This window comes from Flavobacterium sp., from assembly GCF_017744675.1.
Taxonomy (GTDB): Bacteria; Bacteroidota; Bacteroidia; order Flavobacteriales; family Flavobacteriaceae; genus Flavobacterium.
On the sequence record NZ_JAGIAV010000004.1, the window covers coordinates 623,535 to 647,324 of the forward strand.

The 23,790-nt window shown below is 35.4% G+C and carries 21 protein-coding genes and 1 pseudogene; 13 read left to right on the forward strand and 9 right to left on the reverse strand.

The window, feature by feature from the left end; genetic code table 11:
• Positions 1–138 precede the first annotated feature (138 nt).
• From J7574_RS12950 to J7574_RS12960, 3 genes are all read right to left on the reverse strand, one after another.
• Complete coding sequence (locus tag J7574_RS12950; protein WP_290968874.1) at positions 139–525, reverse strand: DoxX family protein; 387 nt, start codon at positions 523–525, stop codon at positions 139–141.
• Between the two features lie 145 nt (positions 526–670).
• Positions 671–1,684 (reverse strand): zinc-binding alcohol dehydrogenase family protein, encoded by a 1,014-nt coding sequence (locus J7574_RS12955; RefSeq protein WP_290968877.1) that lies wholly within the window; start codon positions 1,682–1,684, stop codon positions 671–673.
• Between the two features lie 41 nt (positions 1,685–1,725).
• Positions 1,726–1,857 carry a hypothetical protein gene (locus J7574_RS12960; protein ID WP_290968879.1) on the reverse strand — a complete coding sequence of 44 codons (132 nt, stop codon included), beginning with the start codon at positions 1,855–1,857 and terminating at the stop codon, positions 1,726–1,728.
• 278 nt (positions 1,858–2,135) lie between these two features.
• On the opposite strand from J7574_RS12960, the gene J7574_RS12965 reads away from it, so the two are divergent.
• Both J7574_RS12965 and J7574_RS12970 read left to right on the forward strand, forming a co-directional pair.
• The gene (locus J7574_RS12965; RefSeq protein ID WP_290968882.1) at positions 2,136–2,696 is read left to right on the forward strand and encodes a GNAT family N-acetyltransferase; all 561 of its coding nucleotides are present in this window, start codon (positions 2,136–2,138) and stop codon (positions 2,694–2,696) included.
• 147 nt (positions 2,697–2,843) lie between these two features.
• On the forward strand, positions 2,844–3,278 hold the full coding sequence (locus J7574_RS12970; RefSeq protein ID WP_290968884.1) for a DoxX family membrane protein: 435 nt from the start codon (positions 2,844–2,846) through the stop codon (positions 3,276–3,278).
• A 72-nt stretch (positions 3,279–3,350) separates the two neighbouring features.
• Here the strand turns inward: J7574_RS12970 and J7574_RS12975 are convergent, their stop codons facing one another.
• Together J7574_RS12975 and J7574_RS12980 are read right to left on the reverse strand one after the other, a co-directional pair.
• Positions 3,351–3,857 (reverse strand): hypothetical protein, encoded by a 507-nt coding sequence (locus J7574_RS12975; protein ID WP_290968887.1) that lies wholly within the window; start codon positions 3,855–3,857, stop codon positions 3,351–3,353.
• A gap of 99 nt (positions 3,858–3,956) precedes the next feature.
• On the reverse strand, positions 3,957–4,844 hold the full coding sequence (locus J7574_RS12980; RefSeq protein WP_290968890.1) for an AraC family transcriptional regulator: 888 nt from the start codon (positions 4,842–4,844) through the stop codon (positions 3,957–3,959).
• Positions 4,845–5,083: 239 nt separating this feature from the next.
• Between J7574_RS12980 and J7574_RS12985 the strand changes: the two genes are divergently transcribed.
• From J7574_RS12985 to J7574_RS12995, 3 genes are all read left to right on the forward strand, one after another.
• On the forward strand, positions 5,084–5,920 hold the full coding sequence (locus tag J7574_RS12985; RefSeq protein ID WP_290968892.1) for a sulfite exporter TauE/SafE family protein: 837 nt from the start codon (positions 5,084–5,086) through the stop codon (positions 5,918–5,920).
• Positions 5,907–6,314 (forward strand): DUF1634 domain-containing protein, encoded by a 408-nt coding sequence (locus tag J7574_RS12990; protein ID WP_290968896.1) that lies wholly within the window; start codon positions 5,907–5,909, stop codon positions 6,312–6,314. The genes J7574_RS12985 and J7574_RS12990 overlap by 14 nt, the downstream gene beginning before the upstream one ends.
• Before the next feature lie 76 nt (positions 6,315–6,390).
• Complete coding sequence (locus tag J7574_RS12995) at positions 6,391–7,413, forward strand: LLM class flavin-dependent oxidoreductase (protein WP_290968898.1); 1,023 nt, start codon at positions 6,391–6,393, stop codon at positions 7,411–7,413.
• A gap of 675 nt (positions 7,414–8,088) precedes the next feature.
• Here J7574_RS12995 and J7574_RS13000 read toward each other — a convergent pair.
• A complete protein-coding gene (locus J7574_RS13000; RefSeq protein ID WP_290968900.1) occupies positions 8,089–10,482 on the reverse strand; it encodes a TonB-dependent receptor in 2,394 nt (797 codons plus the stop codon).
• Between the two features lie 237 nt (positions 10,483–10,719).
• Between J7574_RS13000 and J7574_RS13005 the strand changes: the two genes are divergently transcribed.
• Both J7574_RS13005 and J7574_RS13010 read left to right on the forward strand, forming a co-directional pair.
• A complete protein-coding gene (locus J7574_RS13005; RefSeq protein WP_290968903.1) occupies positions 10,720–11,997 on the forward strand; it encodes an acetyl-CoA C-acetyltransferase in 1,278 nt (425 codons plus the stop codon).
• A gap of 37 nt (positions 11,998–12,034) precedes the next feature.
• Positions 12,035–12,148, forward strand: a pseudogene (locus tag J7574_RS13010) (winged helix-turn-helix transcriptional regulator); the annotation flags it as partial.
• Positions 12,149–12,202: 54 nt separating this feature from the next.
• Here the strand turns inward: J7574_RS13010 and J7574_RS13015 are convergent.
• Both J7574_RS13015 and J7574_RS13020 read right to left on the reverse strand, forming a co-directional pair.
• Positions 12,203–13,534: a S41 family peptidase gene (locus tag J7574_RS13015; RefSeq protein ID WP_290968906.1), complete on the reverse strand. Its 1,332-nt coding sequence runs from the start codon at positions 13,532–13,534 to the stop codon at positions 12,203–12,205.
• A 2-nt stretch (positions 13,535–13,536) separates the two neighbouring features.
• A complete protein-coding gene (locus tag J7574_RS13020; RefSeq protein WP_290968909.1) occupies positions 13,537–13,977 on the reverse strand; it encodes a MarR family transcriptional regulator in 441 nt (146 codons plus the stop codon).
• 203 nt (positions 13,978–14,180) lie between these two features.
• On the opposite strand from J7574_RS13020, the gene J7574_RS13025 reads away from it, so the two are divergent.
• From J7574_RS13025 to J7574_RS13035, 3 genes are all read left to right on the forward strand, one after another.
• The gene (locus J7574_RS13025) at positions 14,181–16,091 is read left to right on the forward strand and encodes a fumarate reductase/succinate dehydrogenase flavoprotein subunit (RefSeq protein ID WP_290968912.1); all 1,911 of its coding nucleotides are present in this window, start codon (positions 14,181–14,183) and stop codon (positions 16,089–16,091) included.
• 174 nt (positions 16,092–16,265) lie between these two features.
• Positions 16,266–17,012 carry a succinate dehydrogenase/fumarate reductase iron-sulfur subunit gene (locus J7574_RS13030; protein ID WP_290968915.1) on the forward strand — a complete coding sequence of 249 codons (747 nt, stop codon included), beginning with the start codon at positions 16,266–16,268 and terminating at the stop codon, positions 17,010–17,012.
• Between the two features lie 188 nt (positions 17,013–17,200).
• A complete protein-coding gene (locus tag J7574_RS13035; RefSeq protein WP_290968917.1) occupies positions 17,201–20,119 on the forward strand; it encodes a PQQ-dependent sugar dehydrogenase in 2,919 nt (972 codons plus the stop codon).
• A gap of 64 nt (positions 20,120–20,183) precedes the next feature.
• Here J7574_RS13035 and J7574_RS13040 read toward each other — a convergent pair whose 3' ends face one another.
• A complete protein-coding gene (locus tag J7574_RS13040; protein WP_290968919.1) occupies positions 20,184–20,933 on the reverse strand; it encodes a dihydrodipicolinate reductase C-terminal domain-containing protein in 750 nt (249 codons plus the stop codon).
• Between the two features lie 362 nt (positions 20,934–21,295).
• Between J7574_RS13040 and J7574_RS13045 the strand changes: the two genes are divergently transcribed.
• The 3 genes from J7574_RS13045 to J7574_RS13055 all read left to right on the forward strand — a co-directional run bounded on the left by J7574_RS13045 (position 21,296) and on the right by J7574_RS13055 (position 23,788).
• On the forward strand, positions 21,296–21,727 hold the full coding sequence (locus tag J7574_RS13045; RefSeq protein WP_290968921.1) for a DUF1810 domain-containing protein: 432 nt from the start codon (positions 21,296–21,298) through the stop codon (positions 21,725–21,727).
• Between the two features lie 294 nt (positions 21,728–22,021).
• The gene (locus J7574_RS13050; RefSeq protein WP_290968923.1) at positions 22,022–22,621 is read left to right on the forward strand and encodes an RNA polymerase sigma-70 factor; all 600 of its coding nucleotides are present in this window, start codon (positions 22,022–22,024) and stop codon (positions 22,619–22,621) included.
• Between the two features lie 66 nt (positions 22,622–22,687).
• Positions 22,688–23,788, forward strand: coding sequence for a FecR domain-containing protein (locus J7574_RS13055; protein ID WP_290968926.1), 1,101 nt, complete (start codon positions 22,688–22,690; stop codon positions 23,786–23,788).
• Positions 23,789–23,790: the final 2 nt, after the last annotated feature.

The window sequence follows — 23,790 nt, forward strand, 5'->3', positions numbered from 1 at the left end:
TAACAAAAAACGGTTTCCTATTCCTCTATAAAAGCTTATCAAAATGATAAGATGATATTCAAAATGAAAGGCATAAAAACAAAAAAGCTCTAAATCGAAATTTAGAGCTTTCTGTAATAAAATATGTTGACATTAAAATTAGTCCCATTGATTGCTTTTGGAAACGGCAAATTTACCAGCTCCAGTAAAAAACAAAGCCAGAGCGCCGAAAAAGTACAGCCCTAATAATTCTAACGCATAACCACCGTGTTCGCTGATAGAGAAAATCTCTTGACTGTGCATGGTTGCTACTGCTACTACACAGGTAATAGCCAAAAGAACTGCAGCAATTCTAGTTCTAAATCCTAACAAGATAGCGATCGGAGCTAAAACTTCACCAATGTAAACTGCATATCCAAACGTGCCAAGGTTTTCTACTAAGAACGAAATTCCGTGAATCAGTTTTGAAACACCATGAAAAAGCATTAATCCACCTGTGCTAAGACGCAATAGCAATAATCCAAGGTCTGTGTTTTTTGAAATCATAATAATTTTGTTTAGGTTAAAATTTAAAATACAAATTTGGCTTGTAAGCGGACTAAAATACCTAAATTTTCTTATTAAAAAAATAAGTATCCAAACTTTTTCCAAAACAAATGCTTTTAAACAATCTCAAGAACTACTTCAGCCTTTAAAATTTTATTGCAATTTTCCCAATTGTCTTTCCAGATTCCAAAAGTTCGTGTGCTTTCTTCAGATTTTCAGCAGAAAATCCGTTTAAAGTGGTGTTCAAAGTTGTTTTCAGAATACCATCGTCTAGCAAATCGGCTACAATATTTAAAATATTATGCTGTTCGACCATATCTTCTGTTTGGTACATAGAACGCGTGTACATCAACTCCCAAGAAAAAGAAACGCTTTTACTTTTTAGTTTGTTTAATGCAACTGGCTCGCTGCTTCCTGTAATTGAAGCGATATGTCCTTGAGGTTTGATCAATTCGACCATAATGTCCCAATAAGCATTGGTATCTACAAAATCTAAAATAAAGTCAACATGCTCAAAACCAGCTTTTCGAACAGACGAAATCAAATCTTTATGATCTACTACAAAGTCAGCTCCCTGCTGTTTGCACCAATCGATGGTTTCAGGACGTGACGCTGTTGCAATAACGGTTAAACCTGCAATTTTCTTGGCCAATTGAATCGCAATCGAACCCACTCCGCCTGCTCCTCCAATAATTAAAATGGATTTTCCTTTGTCTTTATCAGCGCTAATTCGAATTCTGTCAAACAATATTTCCCAAGCCGTTAAAGCAGTCAACGGAATTACAGCCGATTCTTCAATGCTTAATGATTTTGGTTTTCTGCCAACAATTCTCTCGTCGATAATCTGATATTCGGCATTGCTTCCTTGCTTGGTGATATCTCCTGCATAATAAACAGGATCTCCTACTTCAAATAAAGTGACTTCTTGCCCAACAGCCTGCACAATCCCAACAGCATCCCAGCCAATGATTTTTGGCGTTTCTAAAACAGTATCTTTTGCGCTGCTCTGGCGAATTTTAAAATCGACTGGATTTACTGAAATCGCATCAATTTTAACTAATAAATCGTGTGGCCCAGGAATTGGTTTTACGGCTTCAAATTCGATAAAACTCTCTGGGTTTTCTATGGGTAATGATGTTTTAAATCCTATTGCTTTCATTTTTTTGATGTTTAAATTAAAACTCTATTACAAATATACGGCTACTTGAAATCTTGTAATTGGTATAAATTGGGCGTATATTGGTAAATATTTGGCTGTTTTAATTTATTTTTTGTTTCACGTTCCCAATAGCTATCGGGATGACAGATTGGAACAGTTTTTTTTAACTGCATAATGTTTTAAACACATAGAAACATAGATTTTTAAACCTTAAAAGAATGTAAAAGAAAATAGTTTCAACACATAGCTGGATGCGCATTAGCAACTTTGTCAAAGTTTGAAACTTTGACAAAGTTATTTCACGTGATTTTTTTTGTTTCACGCAGATTTTTGCAGATTAAAGCAGATTTAAATTAGATAAATCTCCTAAATCTGCTTAAATCTTTTTTAATCTGCGTGAAATAATTTTAAAAAATTAGAAAGCCTTAAATTTGCTAAAAAACACTTCAAAATGAATATCAGAAAAGCAGAAAAAACAGACGCAGGAAATATTGCTCCCATATTATTGCTGGCAATGGAAGATATCATCTATAAATTTATTGCTAAGGAAGATTACGCTTCCGCGAAAGACTTTCTGCAGTACTTTATTGAAAGAGAAAACAATCAGTATTCGTATCAAAATTGTTTTGTAGCCGAAGAAAATAATGAAATAATTGGTGCTGTAAATATTTATAATGGGACCGATATAGAAGCTTTGCGTGCTCCTATTGTAGAATATGTTAGGAAAAACCATAATCCTGAATTTGATCCTGAGTTTGAAACCCGTGCTGGAGAATTCTATATCGATTCATTGGGTGTAAATCCAAACCATCAAGGAAAAGGAATTGGTTCTAAATTACTCCAGTTTCTAATTGAGAAATACGTGCATGAAAACAATGAAACTTTAGGTTTATTGGTCGAAGAAGGAAATCCGCTGGCTAAAAATCTTTATTTAAAGCTTGGGTTTAAAGTTGTAGGCGAAAAACCGCTCGTTGGCAAAAGGCTCGAGCATCTGCAAATAAGCGCAAAATAATCTCCAATTCCTTTTTTGTGCATTTTATCGATTATTTTAAACAATTTGACGATCATTCTATCGTTATTAAAAAAATAATCAGGAATGATTTTCTTTTTCTTTAAAGAAAATGGTTCCATTTCAGTGAAATAAAAAGGAATATTTAGAATGAAAAACATAACCATATTAGAAGCAGGTTTAATTTTAAGAATAGTTTTGGCCATCACAATGCTTTCGGCAGTAGCAGACCGATTTGGAGTTTGGGGCGCGCCAGGTTCGCATCAAGTCGCTTGGGGAAATTGGGAAAATTTTGTTGCTTACACTCAAACGCTTAATCCTTATGCAAACAGATCCATTGCTGAAATTTTAGGAGGAATTGCAACTTTCTTTGAAGTTTTACTCAGTCTTCTGCTCCTATTCGGATTTAAAACAAGACTTGCCGCTTTAGGAACTGCTTTTTTATTGTTCTTCTTTGGTTTTGCGATGGCAGTATCCGTTTCTGTAAAAGCACCTTTAGACTATTCGGTTTGGACAAGTTGTGCGGCTGCTTTACTGCTTGCCAATATTGGAAAAACATCTTTTGCAGTCGATAATCGCATCTAGTTTTGGGTTTATGGCTGCTCATAAACTTTGTCAAAGTTTAAAACTTTGACAAAGTTAAGCACTGCGAAGCATTCAATCCATTCCGATTTTTTTTCGGAAATAAATTCGTTTTGGAAATTGATCTTCAACGTCTTTCCCCTCAAATTCTTCGTAATTTAATGATCGTAAGATATCGATTAAAGCAGTATCAATGGCAAAAGCTTTCACCCAAATCAAATCGTGTTTACGCTGAGAGGCGATTTCTTCGGCGCGTTTGATAAGTGCTTTTAAATCCTCTTCATCAAAGTAAATAATCTCGCTCAAATTAATGGCTTTTGATGCTCCAAGATTTTCGTTTAGGATTCGTGAAGAATCTAATTTTAAATACGATTGCGGACTTTCACCAAGATATGCCATCAAGATTTCGATCGAAAAATCATTCTGAATTCGGAATAGCTCTTTTTGAGAAAGATACTCTTCAGCGTATTTTTCTCCTAATTCTGTTTCCTTAAATAAATTGGTATAAAACTGAACGGCCTTGTCTTCCATCCAAAAGACATTATCGTTAATGATGACTACAAATTTTGCAACTTTACTCATTTCTTTTCTTTAAAAATAAAAAGCAAAATTGCACTCAATGTTGGTCTAAAAAAAGAGCAATACGACTTCTATTTTGTGCAAAATGTCGGCAAAATGATTTTAATCGATTTGTTTTTTTCGATATTCTAAAGGCGAAATCTTTTCATAGTTTTTAAAGAACCTTCCAAAAACAGATTGATCAGAAAAATGCAGCAAATCGCTAATCTGATTGATTGACATTTTTTTATTCTGCAATAAGACCTTAGCTTCAAGAATTACCAATTCGTTAATCCAATCGCTTGCTGTTTTGCCGCTGTTCTTTTTAATGATTTCAGACAAGTATTTTCGGCTTATATGCAATTCGTCGGCATAATGCTGTACGTTTCTAAAATTCAAAAAATCTTTAAAAAGAAGCTCTTTAAACTTTTCAAATAAAGGATTTTGTGTTTCCGTTACCGCTTTTTCTTTCTGAATGGCATCAATTTCATAAATTAAAATGTACAGATAACTCCTTAAAATAGAAGCCTGATGCTTTGATTGTTCTTTTACTACTTCTTGGATTAAGCTAAAAATACGCTCAAACTTGCTTTCCTCTGTTTGTGTGAGTGGAGTGATATGACTTTCATTCTTTTCGAAAAAATCATATTGCGCCAGAAAAAGCACATTGGCCTGACTTTCTAAGAAAAATTGCGGTTTAAAAAATATAATATCGATTAAAATTTCGTCTTCATTCTTAGAAAAACTTCTAATTACCGAAGAACCTAAAGCAATAATGGCTGGAGCATGCACTACTTTTGTTTCGAGTCCGGTATGCATGATAATGCTTCCCTTTCTCAGAAATTCAATCGCATAACTTTCTGCACGGTAAGGCTCACTAATATAAGGATGCTCCTTAGTCTGAATATAAAAATATTCTTTCTGATCTGCCCAAGAAAACAAACTCTTGTGATGCGTTAAAGAATACGTGAGGATTTTATTCAAGACTGCTTCTTTTGGTTGTATTTTCAAATATAGGTATTTTAGTGGTCAGTGGTCAGATTTTTAGTGTTCAGGTTGTAAACAACGCAACTTTGTCAAAGTTTAAAACTTGACAAAGTTTAAAAAGCCAGCACAGCCACAAAAAGAGAGACTGAACACTAAAACCTGAACACTTGCCCACTAAAAAATTTTTAAGGTTTTATTAAGCCCCTAATTTTTCCTTGAACGAATTTGTATTCGTAAATTAGCAAATACAAAACATACCTTAAATGACAATAATTACCTTTACACTGATTATGATTCTGGGTGCTTTTCTAGCAGGCTTTATCGGATCATTATCAGGCTTAGGAGGCGGTATCATTATTATTCCGCTTCTTACTATTCTTCTCGGTGTCGATATTCATTATGCCATTGGAGCCGCTTTAGTCTCTGTGATCGCCACTTCTTCAGGCTCAGCCGCAGCTTATGTAAAAGAAGGAATTACCAACATGCGAATGGGAATTTTTCTCGAAATCGCTACTACCATTGGAGCGGTTTGCGGTGCATTGCTTTCAACTATTGCGCCTACTTCCTTCATTGCGGTTTTATTTGGATTAACGTTGATTTTTTCTGCTATTAATTCGCTTCGAAAAAAAGAAGAACATATCGTTTTAGAATCTAGTCCGTTGGCTAAAAAATTAAAATTAGACGGAACTTATCCTTCTCACGATGGCGAAGTGATAAAATACGGAACCAAAAACGTTATTGGCGGTTTCAGCATGATGGGAGTTGCCGGAATGATGTCTGGTTTACTCGGAATTGGTTCTGGTGCTTTTAAAGTAATTGCAATGGACAATATTATGCGTGTTCCGTTTAAAGTTTCAACCACAACCAGTAATTTTATGATGGGCGTTACAGCAATGGCGAGTTCTGTAATCTATATTCAAAAAGGATATATCGAGCCTGGAATTTGTATGCCTGTTGTAATTGGAGTTTTGTTTGGAGCTATGGCCGGAGCCAAGATTTTAGTACGAACAAATCCGAAGAAATTGAGAATATTTTTTGCCTGCTTGATTTTTGTTTTGGCAATAAACATGATTTATAACGGACTAAATGGAAAAATCTAATATGGTACAAGAAGAAAAATTTGGAGAAAAGGATTTTCAAACCATCATAGGAAACCTGCTTCGTTATGGAGTTTGGATTTCCTTGTCGGTCGCTTTCATTGGTGGAATTGTCTATTTAATTCACAACGGAAACCAAATTGAAGATTATTCTGTTTTTAAGGAAAACGATCGAAATATATTTGAAGTAATTGCTGCTGTTTACAACGGAGCGATTCAAGGAAACGGAGAATCATTAATATTCACAGGAATTATTTTGCTGTTTTTAACGCCAGTTTTGCGTGTCTTGCTTTCGTTATTCTCGTTTTTATTAGAGAAAGATTATTTGTATGTCGGCATTACTTTAATTGTAATAATGATTATCATTATCAGTATATCATTTGGATTTTCACATTAAAAAATTATAGATTTTAGATTGTAGATTGCAGATTTTGGAATTTGGGATTTAAAAATTGGAATTTAAAGTTAAGGACATGGAAATAGGAATAGACAGTTTTGCTTCGGCAATGTATGGCGACAACAATACTTTGAGCAGTGTTGACGCGATGGAGCAGCTTTTGCAGAGAATTGAATTTGCAGATCAAGCTGGTCTTGATGTTTTCGGAATTGGAGAACATCACAAAAAAGAGTTTTTAGATTCTGCTACGGCTGTTATTTTAAGTGCAGCGGCGGCAAGAACAAAAAATATACGTTTAGCAAGTGCTGTTTCGGTTTTGAGTGCGGCAGATCCTGTGCGTGTATATCAAAGCTTTGCAACTTTAGATTTAATTTCGAAAGGAAGAGCAGAAATCGTCGCAGGTCGTGGTTCTGCTATTGAAGCTTATCCCCTTTTCGGATTTGATCTGAATGATTATGATAAGCTTTTCAGCGAAAAACTAAATTTGCTTTTGCAGATTCGCGATAACGAGTTTGTGACTTGGGAAGGAAAATTTCGTCCTGCATTAAACAATCTTCCAGTTTATCCGAGAGCTTTACAGGAGAAATTGCCTATTTGGCTTGGAGTTGGCGGAACACCTGAATCTTTCATCAGAGCGGGTTCGCTTGGACTTCCGCTAATGGTTGCCGTTATTGGCGGACAAACGCATCGTTTTAAACCTTTAGTCGATTTATATCGCCAAGCGGGACAGGCAGCGGGTTACAAGCCAGAAGAACTGAAAGTCGGTTTGCATTCGCCAGGTTATGTGGGCACAACAACAGAAAGTGCCATTGCAGATTATTATCCAGGTTATGCCGAATTATGGACTAAATTAGGATATGAAAGAGGCTGGCCTCCTGTAACCAAGGGCAAATTTGACGGTCTAATTGATGATTTAGGCGTCTTAATCGTTGGAGGTCCAGAAAGAGCAGCCGAGAAAATCCTTCGTCACAGTGAAGCGCTTGGCGGAGTCGATCGATTCACTTTTCAAATGGATAATGCTGGATTGACACACAAACAATTAATAAATGCAATAGAATTAATTGGAACAAAACTGATTCCTTTGATTAAGAAAGGATAGTTTTTTCTGCAAATAAAAGGAATTTTAATCCAAAAAGGCTTTAACCAAACCATCTATAAGTTTGGCTAAAGCCTTTTTCTTTAATCCCTAATTTGCAACCTCCAGTTAAAACTGGAGGCAATTCATAAAGCCTTTGTCACTTTGTTACTTTGTTACTTTGTTACTAGAAATCTTAGTTCCTCAGAAACTTAGCATCTTAGAACCTCAAAAATAATTGAGTAGCGTCCAGCTTTAGCTGGATGAAAAATAGAGCAGAAAAAAAGGCTTTAGCCAAACTATCAATAAATTTGACTAAAGCTTTTTTTCAATTCATAATTTGCCCCCTCCAGTTAAAACTGAAGGCAATTCATAAAACCTTTGCTACTTTGTAACTCTGTCACTTTGTTACTTTGTTACTAGAAATCTTAGTATCTCAGAACCTTCGCACCTCAGAACCTCAAAAATAATTGAGTAGCGTCCAGCTTTAGCTGGATGAAATAAAGCAGAAAAGAAAAGGCTTTAGCCGAACTAACAAAGTTTGGCTAAAGCCTTTTCTCAATCTTAATTGGAAACCTCCAGTTAAAACTGGAGGCAATTCATAAAACCTTTGTAACTCTGTCACTTTGTTACTTTGTTACTTTGTTACTAGAAATCTTAGCACCTTAGAACCTTAGCATCTTAGCAACTTAAAAAAAACTAAAACTTATAAGTAACCCCAACCCTAAAGTTTCTTGGTGCTTCAGTCTGCCAATAATAAGCACTTAGCCATTCATAGTACGAACCGCTATAAAGATATTTATCTAAAATATTGAATACGTTTGCTGTAACTTTGATATTACCTGTTTCATAAGATAAACCTCCCTCCAATTTAAAGTAAGACGGTAATTTTTGAGTCCCCACACTCCAAGTATCAGTTTGGCGTCCGTCAAGGAAAGTCCCTCCAATAGAAGCACCGAAACCTTTTAATTTACCATGCTGAAGCGTATAATTTAACCATGCATTTGCTGTGTGTTTGGCATAACCTGGAACAATTGAACCTGCTACAATAGATGGCACATTAGATTCTTTAACGATAGATTCTGTAAAAGCATAATTGGCAATAAGGTTAAGACCATCAAATAGTTTTCCTCTTACATCAAATTCTACACCTTGAGCCCTTTTCTCTCCAAGAACAACTTTGTACTGTTCGTTTGGCTTATTTGTAGGATCGGCGGTAAGTTCATTTTTCTTTAAAATAGTATAAACCGATAAACTGGTATTCCAAGAACCATCAAACCAATCTTTTTTAAGTCCAAATTCAACATTATTTCCTGTAAGCGGTTTTATATCCCCCTCTCTCACGACTCCTGACTGAGGCGTAAAGGCCTGATCATACAATCCATATACGGCAAAATCATCTGTTATAGAATAACTAACTCCCGCTCGCGGTGTTATGTGGCTATCTGCCTTTTCTTCATAATAGCTACTAGTCTGGCTAATCCATGTATATCTTGCCGCAAGCGTTACTCTTAATTTGTTTTCAAAAAAGCCAAGTTCGTCCTGAATATAACCAGCCGCGTATTCTGAACCATAATGTCCTCCGGCTCTTTGGCTTAAAGGTGTATCATGATCAAAAACTGGGAATCCGTTAGATGGTGTACCATAATTTGGATTATAAAGATTAAACGGATTATCGTATGTATCTAAATCATGCGATTGTCCCCAATCTGCCATATAATCTTTGCTTCCTAAATCTACTCCTCCTAATATTTTATGCGAAACATTTCCGGTATTGAATTTTCCGTTCACAAATATTTGTCCCAAATACATATTACTATCCGCATCCCAAATGCCAACATTTCTAATAATATCTCCTTTATCTAGTGTTCCTGCTGCGTTAGGACCAACAGCACTAGGCCATGAACTGTAACCTTGCTGAATGTATTTAAAATAAGAAGTCTGAGTAGTAAGTTTCCAGTTTTCATCAAATTTGTGTTCAAATTGCAAATAACCGCTATGATCCTGAATATTGGTATCTGGAAGACCAGGCTGCGTCATTGTAAATCCAACAGGAAGCGTTGCATATCCATCAGATTTAGGACCAAAAACATAGTAAGAACCAATCTCTGTCATATTTGCATATTGGAAATTGTATTCCGCAGTAATTTTTGTTTTATCATCGATTTGATAGGAAATGACTGGAGCAATTACATAACGGTCATTATGTTCAAACGGACGGTGCGAACCTTTCTTTTGTGCTGCTCCATTAAATCTGTATAATAATTTTCCTTTTTTATCCAATTTCCCGTCAAAATCAACGCTTACTCTATAAAAATCGTAGCTTCCGCCAAGTACGCTCACCTCACCTTTTGTAACTCCTGTTGGCTTTTTAGTCACCACATTATACAATCCGCTTGGGTCTCCGCTAGAGAGCATAAAACCTGCAGGCCCTTTTACAAATTCGATATGATCTACAAAACTCATATCTTCTGTTAAAGGTCCCCAATAGGAAGAAACAACATTAAAACCATTTCTAAAAGCTTGAATTTGAGAACCTCTCATGGTAATATTTGTATACAAATCGCCCCAGTGCTCCAAACGAACTGCACCGCTAACGTTACGAATTACTCCATCGCTCATACTTGTAATCTGCTGATCCTTTAAAGTCTGACTGCTCACAATTTGAATGTTTTGCGGAATTTCTAAAACTGGAGTTTGAACACGTAATGACAAAGAAGGTTTGTCTTGCTTGTATTTATTCTTTTTAATAACGACTTCATCCAAGTCTTCCTGACTTTCAGAAAGAGAAAAATTCTTTGTTGTGATTTGTTTGGAATTGATTACAACTTTATCCTCAATAGGCTGAATTCCTACTCCGTTTAATACAATAGTATATGTACCTGGTTTTATATTTTTAATTTCATAATGCCCCGAAACCGTTGTAATATCTGAATATTTTGTTCCCTTTAGAGCTACAGCAATATTTTCTGCTGGTTTATTGCCATTCAAAGAAACTTTTCCGTTTACAGTTCCATGCTGTTGCGCCATTACATTTAATGAGCTAAAAAACAGCACAAAAAAATAAACCCTTGGATTAATTATTATTTTCATTTGGTTTTGATTTTAAATTGAGCGACAAAAGTATGTGCTAATCTCAACTTTTCCAAATTATTTTAATTCATTCTAAATAAATATAATGATTTATAACAAAAGACTTCCTAAATTTGATAATCAAGGTTTCTCCCTTACTTTCAGATAATATTAATCTGCATTAAGTCGCAAACCAAAATCTATTTCTATCTTTATAACTCTAAACTTCAAAAAAAAACAAACAAATAACTCCTTGATATGAAACCAGATACAATAAGAAAAGTGGCCATTGTGGGCTATAACAGAATTCCTTTTGCAAGAGCCAATACGGCCTATTCAAATGTGGGAAACAAAGAAATGATGATCGCTGCACTCAATGGTCTTATTGATAAATACAATCTGAAAGGAAAATTATTGGGTGAAGTTGCTGGAGGCGCTGTAATCAAACATACTTACGATAATAATTTAATTCGCGAATGTGTTCTGCAAACCAGCCTTGATCCTGCGACTCCTGCATGCGATTTGCAGCAAGCATGCGATACTGGAATTGAAAGTGCCATCTATATTGCCAACAAAATTGCACTCGGACAAATTGATTCTGGAATTGCTGGCGGCGTAGATTCTATTAGCGATATGCCAATTGCGGTGAGTGAGAAGCTTAGAAAAATCCTTTTAGAAGCAAGACAGGCAAAATCATTAGGAGCAAAAATTAAAACTTTTTTAAAACTTCGTCCGAAAGATTTATCTCCTTTGGTTCCTCGCAATGAAGAATCACAAACAGGACTTTCTATGGGCGGACATACCGAAATCACGGCAAAATACTATAAGATATCTCGCGAAGAACAAGATGAATTTGCATTGAAAAGTCACTTGAATATGGCAAAAGCATATGATGAAGGCTTTTTTGATGACATGATTACCCCTTTTAACGGATTAGAAAAAGACAACAATCTGAGAAGAGACAGTACAATTGAGAAATTGGCCAAATTAAAACCTGCTTTTGACAAAGTAAATGGCACTTTAACTGCAGGAAATTCGACACCTTTAACAGACGGAGCTTCTTGTATTCTTTTAGCCAGTGAAGAATGGGCAAAGGAACAAGGCCTACCAATCTTGGCTTATATAACTTTTGGTGAAATCGCTGCAATAGAATATGTGAAAAATCAACAGAATCTTTTATTGGCACCTTTATTTGCTGCTTCAAGAATGCTGGAAAAAGCCGAATTAAACCTTCAAGATTTCGACTATTATGAAATTCACGAAGCTTTTGCAGCGCAAACTTTGGCCACTTTAAAAATCTGGGAAAGTCCTGAATTGAGTGCCGAAATTGGTCTAAAAAAAGCATTAGGAGCCATAGACCGAAATAAACTAAATGTAAAAGGCAGCAGTTTAGCCGCCGCGCATCCTTTTGCAGCAACTGGCGGAAGAATTATTGGCGTCATGGCCAAATTACTAAACGAAAAAGGCTCTGGAAAAGGATTAATTTCTATTTGTGCCGCAGGTGGGCAAGGCGTAACGATGATTATTGAAAAGTAAAACCAACTATAGTTATCTTTGAACAGTTTATGATACTTTTCTGCCAACAGTAGAATATTCGAGAACAGAACACAGCAAATCGCTTACAAATGTAATTATGGCCTTAAAAGACTGGAGAACATTGTATCGAAAAGAGATTATAGGTAAATAAAAAACTCCAAGCCCTATAAACTTGGAGTTTTTATGTTTGTCAAGATTTCGAAACTTAATCTTTCTTATAGATTCTTTCCTGCCCATTACGATAGATTCTTTTGATTGCAGTAACGGAGTTATTTTCGACTACAACTTTTATACGATAATCATCAGTTCCATCAACTATAAATAAATCAGATTCTAACGGTGTCAATAAAAGTGTGATTATATTGTTCCATTTAAAATAAAGATTCGTCTTTTCAAATACCAATTCAGACTTTCCAAATTTACCTTCATAAGATTTTAAAAGTTCGCTATTAACAACAAAAGGTTTCTGTCTGTTTTTGACAACTGGAGCAAACCAATCAAGATCATTTAGAGCATCTTTATTTTGTTGCGACAAATTTTTCAAGGCTAATAAATGAGCCGTACTTATTGCTTCTTCACTTTTACATAATACATCAGGCATAACTCCTTTTCCTTCAAAATCCATATTGGTAATTGGATCTTTGACCTCTCCAAACGGAATATTTACAGAAAAGCCATCAGCCAATACCGTTCTTGTAATAGGATGAGCGCCTCCAGCTGTTTTTTCGCCTACTATCGTAACACGTTTTAAATTTTGAAGTGAATAACTCATCCATTCGGCAGCTGAAAAAGTGCCACCGCTTGTTAAAATATAGATAGGAACTGTATCTAATCGTTTTCCAGGAACTGATGGCAACAGCCACATTTCTCTTTCTATTTTTTTTCTCTTTTCTTCAAAATAATAGTATTTATAAAGCGGTAATTCTTTGTTGGAGAAAAAATAACTGCTGATGAATTGTCCCATTTCCATAGCACCGCCATTATTTTTACGTAAGTCAATAATTAATGCATCTGTATTATTAAGAAATTGCATTACTGATGCAACAGTTTCACTTGCAATTGCAGGATCTTCAAAATAATTAAATTCTAAATAACCAATATTTCCTTCCAAAATTTTAACTTGCAGAAAGCCGAAATTCTTCTTTTTAGCTTCTATTAATTCTTCTGCCTTAAGCTTTTCCTGCGTCTCTTTTTCTTTGATTTTTTGCTGGCTTTCTACCCAAGTTGGCTCATACATAACTCTAAAATGCAGATCCTTACTCGCTTCTATTAAATCTGCACTAAGCTTTGAAGCAAATTCATTTGGAAGCAAAATATTTTTATAGATTCCTTTTTTTAAATTTTCATTCAGCTTTTTAGATATCTCTCCTATTGCTTTTGGTTTTATATAAAATTCTTCTAGCTTTTTGGATAGCGAATCTATAATCTGCTTTTTATTTAAGTCTGATAAATTAGTTTCTTCCTTTTGAGCTCTTACATTCTGTGAATTCAGTCCAATCGAGAGGCCCCATAATAATAGTACAATATGTTTTATCATTTTTATACCGTTTTACAATTTGAAATTATTTTATTTAGAATTTGATCAAGCTGTTCAATTTCTTCTTCAGACAAACCATCGAGTGCCGTTCTTCGATTCAAATTAAATACAGGAGTTAGCAAATCTATTGTATGCAAACCTTTTTCAGTTATTACGAGCTTTGATTTCCTTTTATCTAATTCATTCTCTTCTCTTATGATATAATTTTTTTTAACCATTAATTCAATAATTCTGGTAACAGAAGCATTGTCCTTAAAAAGGAGTCTCGCCATCTCTATTTGAGAAATATTTGAATTATCATTAAGTATAATTAATACCAAACATTGATCAACTGTAATATCATTGACTACCTTTTGAATATTCTTCTGGCAAATTTTCCTGTACTCTTTTATTGCTTGTTCAATAGTATAAAGTACTGTGCCTGTTGGTGTTTTATTTCTCATTTCAATCAATTTATTTGACATATCAAATATAATTATTTAATTGATATATCAAATACTTAATTTATAAAACCATATAAATTTCAATAAAGCAATGAAAATCAAGAGTCAATAATTTTATTTATAAGATTTTTACACTAAATTAGAGTCCATTAAAGCCTAGCTTTATTTAAACTTTTGTATCCATTCATTTTAAAACAATAAAAATGATGAAATCAAAAATACCCGATGGCCCTCTTGCAGATAAATGGAGTCTTTATAAATCTAAAGCCAAACTGGTTAACCCTGCAAATCGAAAAAAACTAAACATTATAGTAGTCGGGACAGGTCTCGCGGGTGCTTCTTGTGCGGCTTCGCTTGCTGAACAAGGTTATAACATTAAATCTTTTTGTTTTCAAGATTCTCCAAGGCGCGCGCATTCTGTTGCCGCTCAGGGAGGAATAAATGCTGCTAAAAACTACAAAAACGATGGCGACAGCATTTTTAGAATGTTTTACGACACTATAAAAGGGGGCGATTTTAGATCTCGTGAAGCCAATGTATATCGTTTAGCGGAATGCTCGGCTCACCTTATCGATCATGCAGTTGCGCAAGGCGTTCCTTTTGCAAGAGAATATGCGGGTTACTTAAACAATAGATCTTTTGGAGGTGTTCAGGTTTCTAGAACTTTCTACGCTAGAGGCCAAACAGGACAACAACTTTTATTAGGCGCATATCAAGCCTTAGAACGTCAAGCATCATTAGGAAAAGTAGATTTATATACACGTCATGAAATGCTTGAACTGGTGGTTATTGATGGCAAAGCCAAAGGAATAATTGCACGAAATCTTGAAACAGGAATTTTAGAACGTCACGCTGCCGATGCCGTTGTATTGGCTTCTGGCGGTTACGGAAAAGTATATTATCTGTCTACTCTTGCTATGGGCTGCAACAGTTCGGCAATTTGGAGAGCACACAAAAAAGGCGCCTTTATGGCGGGCGTAAGCTGGATTCAGTTTCACCCTACTTCTCTTCCGCAGCATGGAGAAAATCAATCTAAACTGACTTTAATGTCGGAATCGCTACGAAATGACGGTCGAATCTGGGTTCCTAAAAAAGCGGCAGACGATCGAAATGCAAATGCTATTCCAGAAGAAGAGCGCGATTATTATTTAGAGCGCCGATATCCTTCTTTTGGAAATCTAGCGCCACGAGATATTTCGTCGCGAGCTGCAAAAGAAAGAATTGACGCTGGTCATGGCGTTGGACCAATGAAAAATGCGATTTATCTCGATTTCTCGGATGCCATAAAAGCACAAGGAAAAGGTACAATCGAAGCCAAATACAGCAACCTTTTTGCTATGTATGAAAAAATTACGGGCATAAACGCTTATAAAGAACCGATGCTCATCTCGCCTTCTGCACATTTCACCATGGGCGGACTTTGGGTTGATTATGAATTGATGACCACAATTCCTGGTTTATTTGCTTTAGGCGAAGCTAATTTTGCCGATCATGGAGCAAATCGTCTTGGTGCCAATTCGCTGCTTCAGGCTTGTGTAGATGGCTATTTTATTGCACCTTATACGATTCCAAACTACTTGGCTGGCGAATTAAATTTACCGAAATCGGATATTTCGCATCCCGCTTTTGAGGAAGCAGAAAAGGCTGTGAGAAGACAATTGGATCATTTCCTGCATACCAACGGAACACTTTCTGCAGATTATTTCCATAAAAAAATCGGGCGTCTTCTTTATGAAAAATGCGGCCTTTCGCGAAGCAGAGAAAAATTAGAGGAAGCTATAATCGAGATTAGACAACTTAAAGCTTCATTTGAAAAAGACCTCAGAATTACAGGTGATAATACTTTAAACAGCGAACTGGAAAAGGCTGGCCGAATTGCCGATTATATTGAATTAGCCGAATTAATGTGTTATGATGCCTTACAGCGTGAAGAATCTTGCGGTGCTCATTTTAGAGAAGAATACCAAACCGCAGACGGAGAAGCTGTTCGTAACGACAAAGAATTCTGCTACGTATCGGCTTGGGAATGGAAAGGATTAAATAACCAACCCGAACTTCATAAAGAGCCATTGACTTTTGAAGCGGTTGAACTTGCCGTGAGGAGTTATAAATAGAATTATGAGTTATGAGATGTGAATTGTGAGATGTGAAAAAGAGCAAAGAAGCAAGAGGCAAGACTAAAACTGGAACCCTTGAAACTTGAAACTTGGAACTTGAAACCTGAAACTTGAAACTTGAAACTTGAAACTTGGAACTCGAAACCTGAAACCAAAAAAACATAAAACCCCATGAAACTTTATCTTAAAATATGGCGACAGTTTAATTCTTCTACGAAAGGAGAAATGACAGATTATGAAATTGATGGAGTATCAGAGCATATGTCGTTTCTGGAGATGTTGGATTTATTGAATGAATCGCTTATTCAGCAGGGCGAACGCGTTATTGAGTTTGACCATGATTGTCGCGAGGGAATCTGCGGACAATGTGGCGTGATGATAAACGGACGTGCTCATGGGCCTCTTAAAAATACTACAACCTGCCAGCTTCATATGAGAAGTTTTAAAGACGGGGACACGATATATATTGAGCCTTTTCGCGCGAAAGCTTTTCCTGTTTTACGTGATCTAAAAATTGACCGTAAAGCGTTTGATTCTATTATCGCTTCAGGCGGATTTATCGGAGCTTCAACAGGTCAGGCGCCAGAAGCAAACAGCATTCCGATTTCGTATGAAACTGCAGAAGCCGCTTTCGATGCCGCTGCATGTATTGGATGCGGAGCTTGTGTTGCTTCGTGCAAAAATGCTAGTGCTGCTTTGTTTGTTGGTGCCAAAATAACACATCTAGCATTATTGCCGCAAGGAAAAGTAGAAGCTTCTAAACGTGCTATTTCAATGGTAAAGCAAATGGATGAAGAAGGCTTTGGAAATTGCTCTGACACAAGAGCCTGTGAAATCGAATGTCCACAAGGTATTTCTGTACTTTCGATTGCCAAAATGAATTATGAATACATGAAAGCTTTATTTTTAAGGAAGTGAGACCCAGAGTGAATACTCCTAAAAATACAAAACACTACAAAAACTTTACAGCAAACTTCTCATCCTAGAGCCCTACTGAGCTTTACAATTTCATAATCTTTGTTTTGAAAAGTTCGAAATTTGAATTTAAAAAATTATACAGAAAAGGATTAATTTTGAATACCCAAATCTTAAAATTCTGAATAATTATGAAAAAACAATTATCCTATAATTTCAGGAAACCGAAATTTTTACACATACTAATAGTTCTCGGTTTATTTATTTCGTCAAAATCCTACAGTCAGTACATTACTCAAAATTTAACTCCAACTTCCGTAATTAAAGAAGGTTTGGCTTTAGAACAATCTTCAGATGGCAGAATTTTTATTGCTGAGAGAGGCGGAATTGTCAAAGTATTTCAAAATAATACCGTTTCGACTGTTTTTACAGTAAACACTGTAACAGACAATGAACAAGGTTTACTTGGAATTACACTTCATCCTGATTTTGCAACAAACGGCTACATTTATGCTTTTTATTCTATTAATGACGGAACTGTAATTCGACACCGAATTGAAAGAGTAAAAATAAACAACACCAATCAAGTTGTGAGCAGACAAGAAATTCTGCTTTTGGAGCCTATTGGAGGCGGATTTCACAACGGTGGTGACTTAAAATTCTTTAATAGCTTTTTGTATGTAACGGTTGGTGACAGCCAATTGAATACAAATGCGCAAGATTTAGATACTTACAAGGGAAAAATTCTTCGTATTACCGAAGACGGACTTCCTGCACCAGGAAATCCATTTTATGGAAGCGGTTCCGTACAAAGACAAAGCATCTGGGTTTACGGTTTTAGAAATCCATGGAGACTTGTTGCTAATCCAGTTGCTAATAAATTATTTGTCTTAGATGTTGGAACTTCTTGGGAAGAGATAAACGAAATCAGTAATCCGACAATTCGAAATTATGCGTGGGGGCATCCACAGGGAGGCGATGGGAAACAAACAGAAACCAATTTATTTACTAATCCAATATTTACTTATGCAACAGGAAGTATTGGAAATGCTTTGACAAACGGTGTTTTATATAATCCGGCAATATCTCGTTACCCAAATCTTCAAGGAAAATTTATCATTAAAGACTATGTCAGAACAGAAATAAGATCTTTTGATCCTACTGTTGCAGATCCCGTTTCTACTGCTTTCTTTACCGCTCCGCAACAATATGCGTTGGGAATGATGTTAGGAAATGATGGTTACATTTACTATTGTGCTTACGGAAATAATGGCTCCTTAATCAAATTGGATTATATTGAAACAGCGGCGCCAACTATTGTAAATCATCCCGTTTCTCAAAGCATAATGGAAACCAATCCAGTAACTTTTACCGTTTCTGCAAGCGGAACTGGATTAACCTATCAATGGCAATTTAACAATGCAAATATCAACGGAGCAACCGGTGCAAGTTATACCATACCAAACGTCACAAATGCCAATGCAGGAGCTTACAGAGTTGTTGTAACGAATACTGCAGGGAATGTAACAAGTAATTCTGCAACCCTAACTATTACCCAATTTAGCAACGCGCCTACAGTTTCAATCGTTTCTCCATTACCGACTTTAAAATGGAACGCTGACGATATTGTTCATTTTGAGGCTTCAGCGACAGATGTTGAAGATGGGACACTGCCAGCAAGTGCCTATTCTTGGAGCGTTGATCTTTTTCATGAAGATGTTCCAGGTGCAGGCCATTCGCATCCAGGTGCAAGTCCTCAGGGTGTTAAATCTGGAGATTTTACAGCTTCTAATCAAGGAGAAAAAACACCAAATGTTTGGTATCGTTTTACGGTAAAAGTTACCGACAGCAACGGTTTAACGGGAACTGCTTTTGTCGATATCAAACCAAATTTAGTAGATGTTACAGCAACAAGTTCGCCTGTTCCGCTTAATTTAGAATTCAATCAAAAACCTGTCACTGCACCTTCTACAAAACAAGTTGTGGCAAATGCATCGCTACAAACTTTAAATGCTCCTACTCCACAATATGTTGGAAATATTCGTTACGATTTTGATCATTGGAGCCAAGGCGGAACGGCAAATCAAACCTTCAAAGCTCCTGCGAATGGGACTATAACGTATACCGCTTTTTATAATGCAATAACGCTTCAGAATGCTCCCTATCTAGGAATTGTTGCTCAAATTCCTGGAATTATTGAAGCCGAAAATTATGATGTCGGTCCAGGCGCTTTTCTTGATAAAAATGGCGGTGGAGATACTGCTTATAGAGCTGGTGACGGCGTTGGCACAGAAGCCTGCAACGAAGGAGGATTTAATTTGGCTTATGTAGCCAAAGACGAATGGCTAAAATATACCGCAAAGGTAAATACTACAGGAAATTACGCTGTCAATTTGAGAATTGCCACGCCTTACAATACTCGAAAACTACATTTAGAAGTTGATGGAGTAAATGTAACAGGAGTTGTAAATATTCCTAATACTGGAGGCTTTCAGGCATGGCAGACGGTTACTATTCCTAATATTCCTTTAACGCAAGGAAATCATACTATTACTTTATATTTTGATGAAAACGATATCAATGTCAATAAGATGGAATTTGTTTTATCAGGAAATAATACTGCTCCTGTTGCAGATTTCGAATTCAGTCCACAAACTGGATGTCTTAATACTGCTGTAAACTTCACTTCTGTTTCTACTGGCACAATTGATAGTTATACATGGAATTTTGGTACAAATGCACAGCCTGCCACCGCAACAGGAATTGGACCGCATTCGGTTATTTTTTCTACAGAAGGTACTAGAGAAGTATCGCTAACTGTTACCAATTCAAACGGAAGCAATACTAAAAAAGTTTTCTATACTGTAAACAATTGCAATCTGGGAGTAGAAAATCCTGACGAAGAGTCAAAGAAAATCATTGTGTACCCAAATCCATCAAAAGGAATATTTCATTTGTCAAAAGACTTAGAATGGACTGTTTATTCTGTTTTAGGCTCTAAATTGAAAGAAGGTTTTGGAAATATCATTTCGATTTCAGAATATGCAAGCGGCATTTATTTTGTAAAGACTAAAGAAAGCAGTAAAGCAATCCGAATCAGTAAACAATAATATTTTAATTATATAAAACAAAAAACTCGCTAAAATGAAAATTTAGCGAGTTTTTTGTTTTGATTTAAACAGTAAAATAAGGAGTCAAAATATCTTCAAAATTATAAAGTCCTTTTTCTTTCTCTTTTATATTTTCGGCTACAAAAACAACTCCATTTCCGAAAGCTTCTCTTGAAATCGATTCGTGTATTAAACGAACCGTTTGAAAAGGAAAACCGAAAATGACTTCGTGCTTCCCAACGATTCCTCCTGCCCTCACAACATTGATGTTTTCTTTGTCAACATCCAATGCTTCAGCAATTTTTACTGCTGTTCCAGATGTTCCTTCCTTGGCTTTAAAATGTTCTTCATTTACTTCAATATCCACCCACGGCGCTATTTTCTTTAAAAATTTAGCTGCAAACAATAGGTAATTCACTCCTAGAGTAATATTGGGCGACCAAAAGACGGTAGTTTTATCTGCTAGTTTTTTAAGTAAATTCAATTCTTTCTCTTTGTAATGTGAAATTGCAGAAATAATTTTCACTTTGTATTTCGCTGCCGTTTCTCCATAAGTATAAATTCCTTCGTTGGAAGAAAAATCGATAATGGCATCTACTGGATGTTTTTCTAATAATTCTTCAACAGAAGTATGAGAACTAGAGTAGATTAAACCAGGTTCATCCGACTGGATTCCAAAAAACTCGGGAACCGATCTGTGTTCCAAAACATTACTTTGTCTTAAAACCCATTCAAGGCTGAATCTTTTATTCTCTAACAGTATTGAGGCTACTGATTTTCCAGTTTTTCCGAATCCGATTAATCCTATTCTCATAAGCATTTATTTTTTAATGGGCGAAGCGTGCCCTAGTTTGAAAATATTGATATTATAAAGTGGCTAATATCAATCTGACTTTATTTTTTCAGACCGTTTTAAAACCGTCCGTTCATAAAAATAGAAAAACCATAACAGAAACACCAATAAAAACTTGGTTTTATAACAATTAAAATGACTCTTAGTACGATTTTATCTGTTAATACAAAATCGGGACATCAAATTTTACCGTCAATTCCTCTTTTAAATTATTCTGATTAAAATGTTAAAAATTGACTTTAAAAAAAAGATTTGATGATATACAAGTAAACAAATTTTAACTAGATTTATGACCTGATATCCCCAAATAAATATCGTAAATAATGGCTTACAATAACAATGGATTACTTCGTTTTCTTGATGCTCAAAACAAATTGTATTTAACAGCTCTTGACGAAATCAAAAATGGTAAAAAAGAATCTCCATGGATGTGGTTTATCTTTCCTCAGATAAAAGGAATGGGTTCAAGCGATACATCCAAATTTTACGAAATCAAAAATGCTGACGAAGCGATCGCTTTTCTAGAGCATCCTATTTTAGGAAAACATCTTATAGAAATCACTTCTGAACTAATTAAAAAAGAAGAAAATGTTTCTGATATTTTTGAAGGTCTCGATGTAGAAAATCTTCAATCGTGTATGACATTATTTGCCAGTGTTCAAAATACAGAACCTGTTTTTCAGGAAGTCCTTCATAAATATTTCGACGGATCATCCGATTTTCATACGTTGCAATTATTGTATAGCAATCTTTAGTTTTTTCTAAACCGCAAAGAGCGCAAGTATTATACAACGCTGTGCCTTTTTTAACCGCAAAGACACGAAGGTTTACGCAAAGTTTTACATTAAGCCTTGCGTCCTTTGCGGTTAAAAAACATTAGAAAAAGCAACCAAATCAAACCTTTTCTGAATAAAATTTCTCGGAACCATCAATAATTTTATTTTATTTAGAATTAATATAAATAAACTTTTATATTTGCCGCTTTCTGCGCAAAATTGAGTAGTTATTTAAATTTAACTATTATTGCTTTGCTAAAATAAATTCCGTTAATGAATAAGAATGTACGTTTCGAATTAGATCTCTTCCATTCCTTTAAGGAAGGTGACGAAAGTGCATACACTTTTTTTTACGATAAATATTTTAGGAGAATCCAGTCTTTTAGCATTCAATTTATTTATGATGCTGACGAAGCTGAAAATCTTGCTCAGGAAGCCTTACTACACCTATGGCAAAACAGAGAAAATGTGGAATCTATTAACGGAATTCAGGCTTTCTTGTTTACTTATGCCAAATCAAAATGCTTGAATTTAATCCGTCATAATAAAGTGAAGAATAAATTCAAAAATGACCTCTTAAACCACAAAGAAAGAGAACTGGATATCGAAGTTTTAAACTCAATTCAGTTCGACACTTTAGAATTAACCGAATTAGAACGTATCATTCAGGAATCTATCAGCGAATTGCCGCCAAAAACCAGAGAAATTTTTATTAAAAAGCGCTTTGAGAATAAAAAAAATGCAGAAATCGCTGAAGAATTAGGAATTTCTTTAAAAGCTGTAGAAGCCCATATGACAAAGGCTTTGAAGATTTTAAAAACTAAACTGTCTGATTATCTGTTCTTAATTTTCATTCTTATTTATAATAACTAAGAAAAAAGTTAGGGTATTTTAATTCTGAGGTGTACTTAATATGGTGAGAAGTTTTAAAAAGCATATATGACATCGGAAATAATAAATAAATACCTTTCTAACGAAGCTTCAGAAAAAGAAGTTCAGGCACTTTTTGATTGGATCGAAGCATCGGAAGAAAACAAGCAGCAATTTATAAAAGCTAAGAAGATTTGGGCGCTAACCACTCTTTCTTCTGGTTTTGTTGCGACTGCTCCAGCAATCCAGACAAAACCCAAAAAAAGCAACAGAAGATATTTGCAATACGCTGCTACTTTTTTAGTGCTTCTGGGTTTAGGTACAACTATTTATCTATTTAACAGTAAATCTGATGCTCCAAAAGAAATTGTTCTGGAATTAGGCGACGGCCGTCTGGAATATATCTCAGGAAAAACAGAAACCAAGCTACTAAATAACAAAGGAGTTTTGGTGGCTAAAAAATTTCCGAATGAAATTGTTTACTTTGGTAAAGTCCAGGATCAGAAAGTGATTTATAATACGCTTTCGGTTCCATACGGAAAACGTTTCAAACTTAAACTTTCAGATGGCACTGCTGTAAGTTTAAATTCTGGAACAATATTGCGTTATCCTGAACAGTTTGGCTTAAACGGAAACAGAAATGTATACTTAACCGGTGAGGCATTTTTTGAGGTGGCCAAAGATAAATCGCATCCGTTTATTGTTCATGCCAATCAAGCAGACATTGAAGTTCTCGGGACAACATTTAATATAAGTGCTTATCCTGAAAACCCTACAGTTAACAGTACATTAATTGAAGGAAGCATCCAAATGTCTGAAGCTCTTAATTCTTCTAACACTATTTTGTTAAAGCCCAACCAAATGGCGACATGGCAGAATAATTCGAAAAAGTTGTTTGTAAAAGAAGTCGATCCAATGCTTTATGTTGCCTGGACAAAAGGCGAGCTTACTTTTAAAGACACTCCATTTTCTACAATTGCCAAAATGATTCAGCGCACTTATGATGTTGAGATTATCAACGAAAATTCTGATTTGGCCAGACAGAATTTTACAGGTACTATCAATATCAGCGCATCTAGTGTCGAGAACATTTTAGACCTGCTAAAACGCGACACGCCTTTTAATTATTCTATTCAACACAAAACCATTACAATTACCAATCTGCGATAACT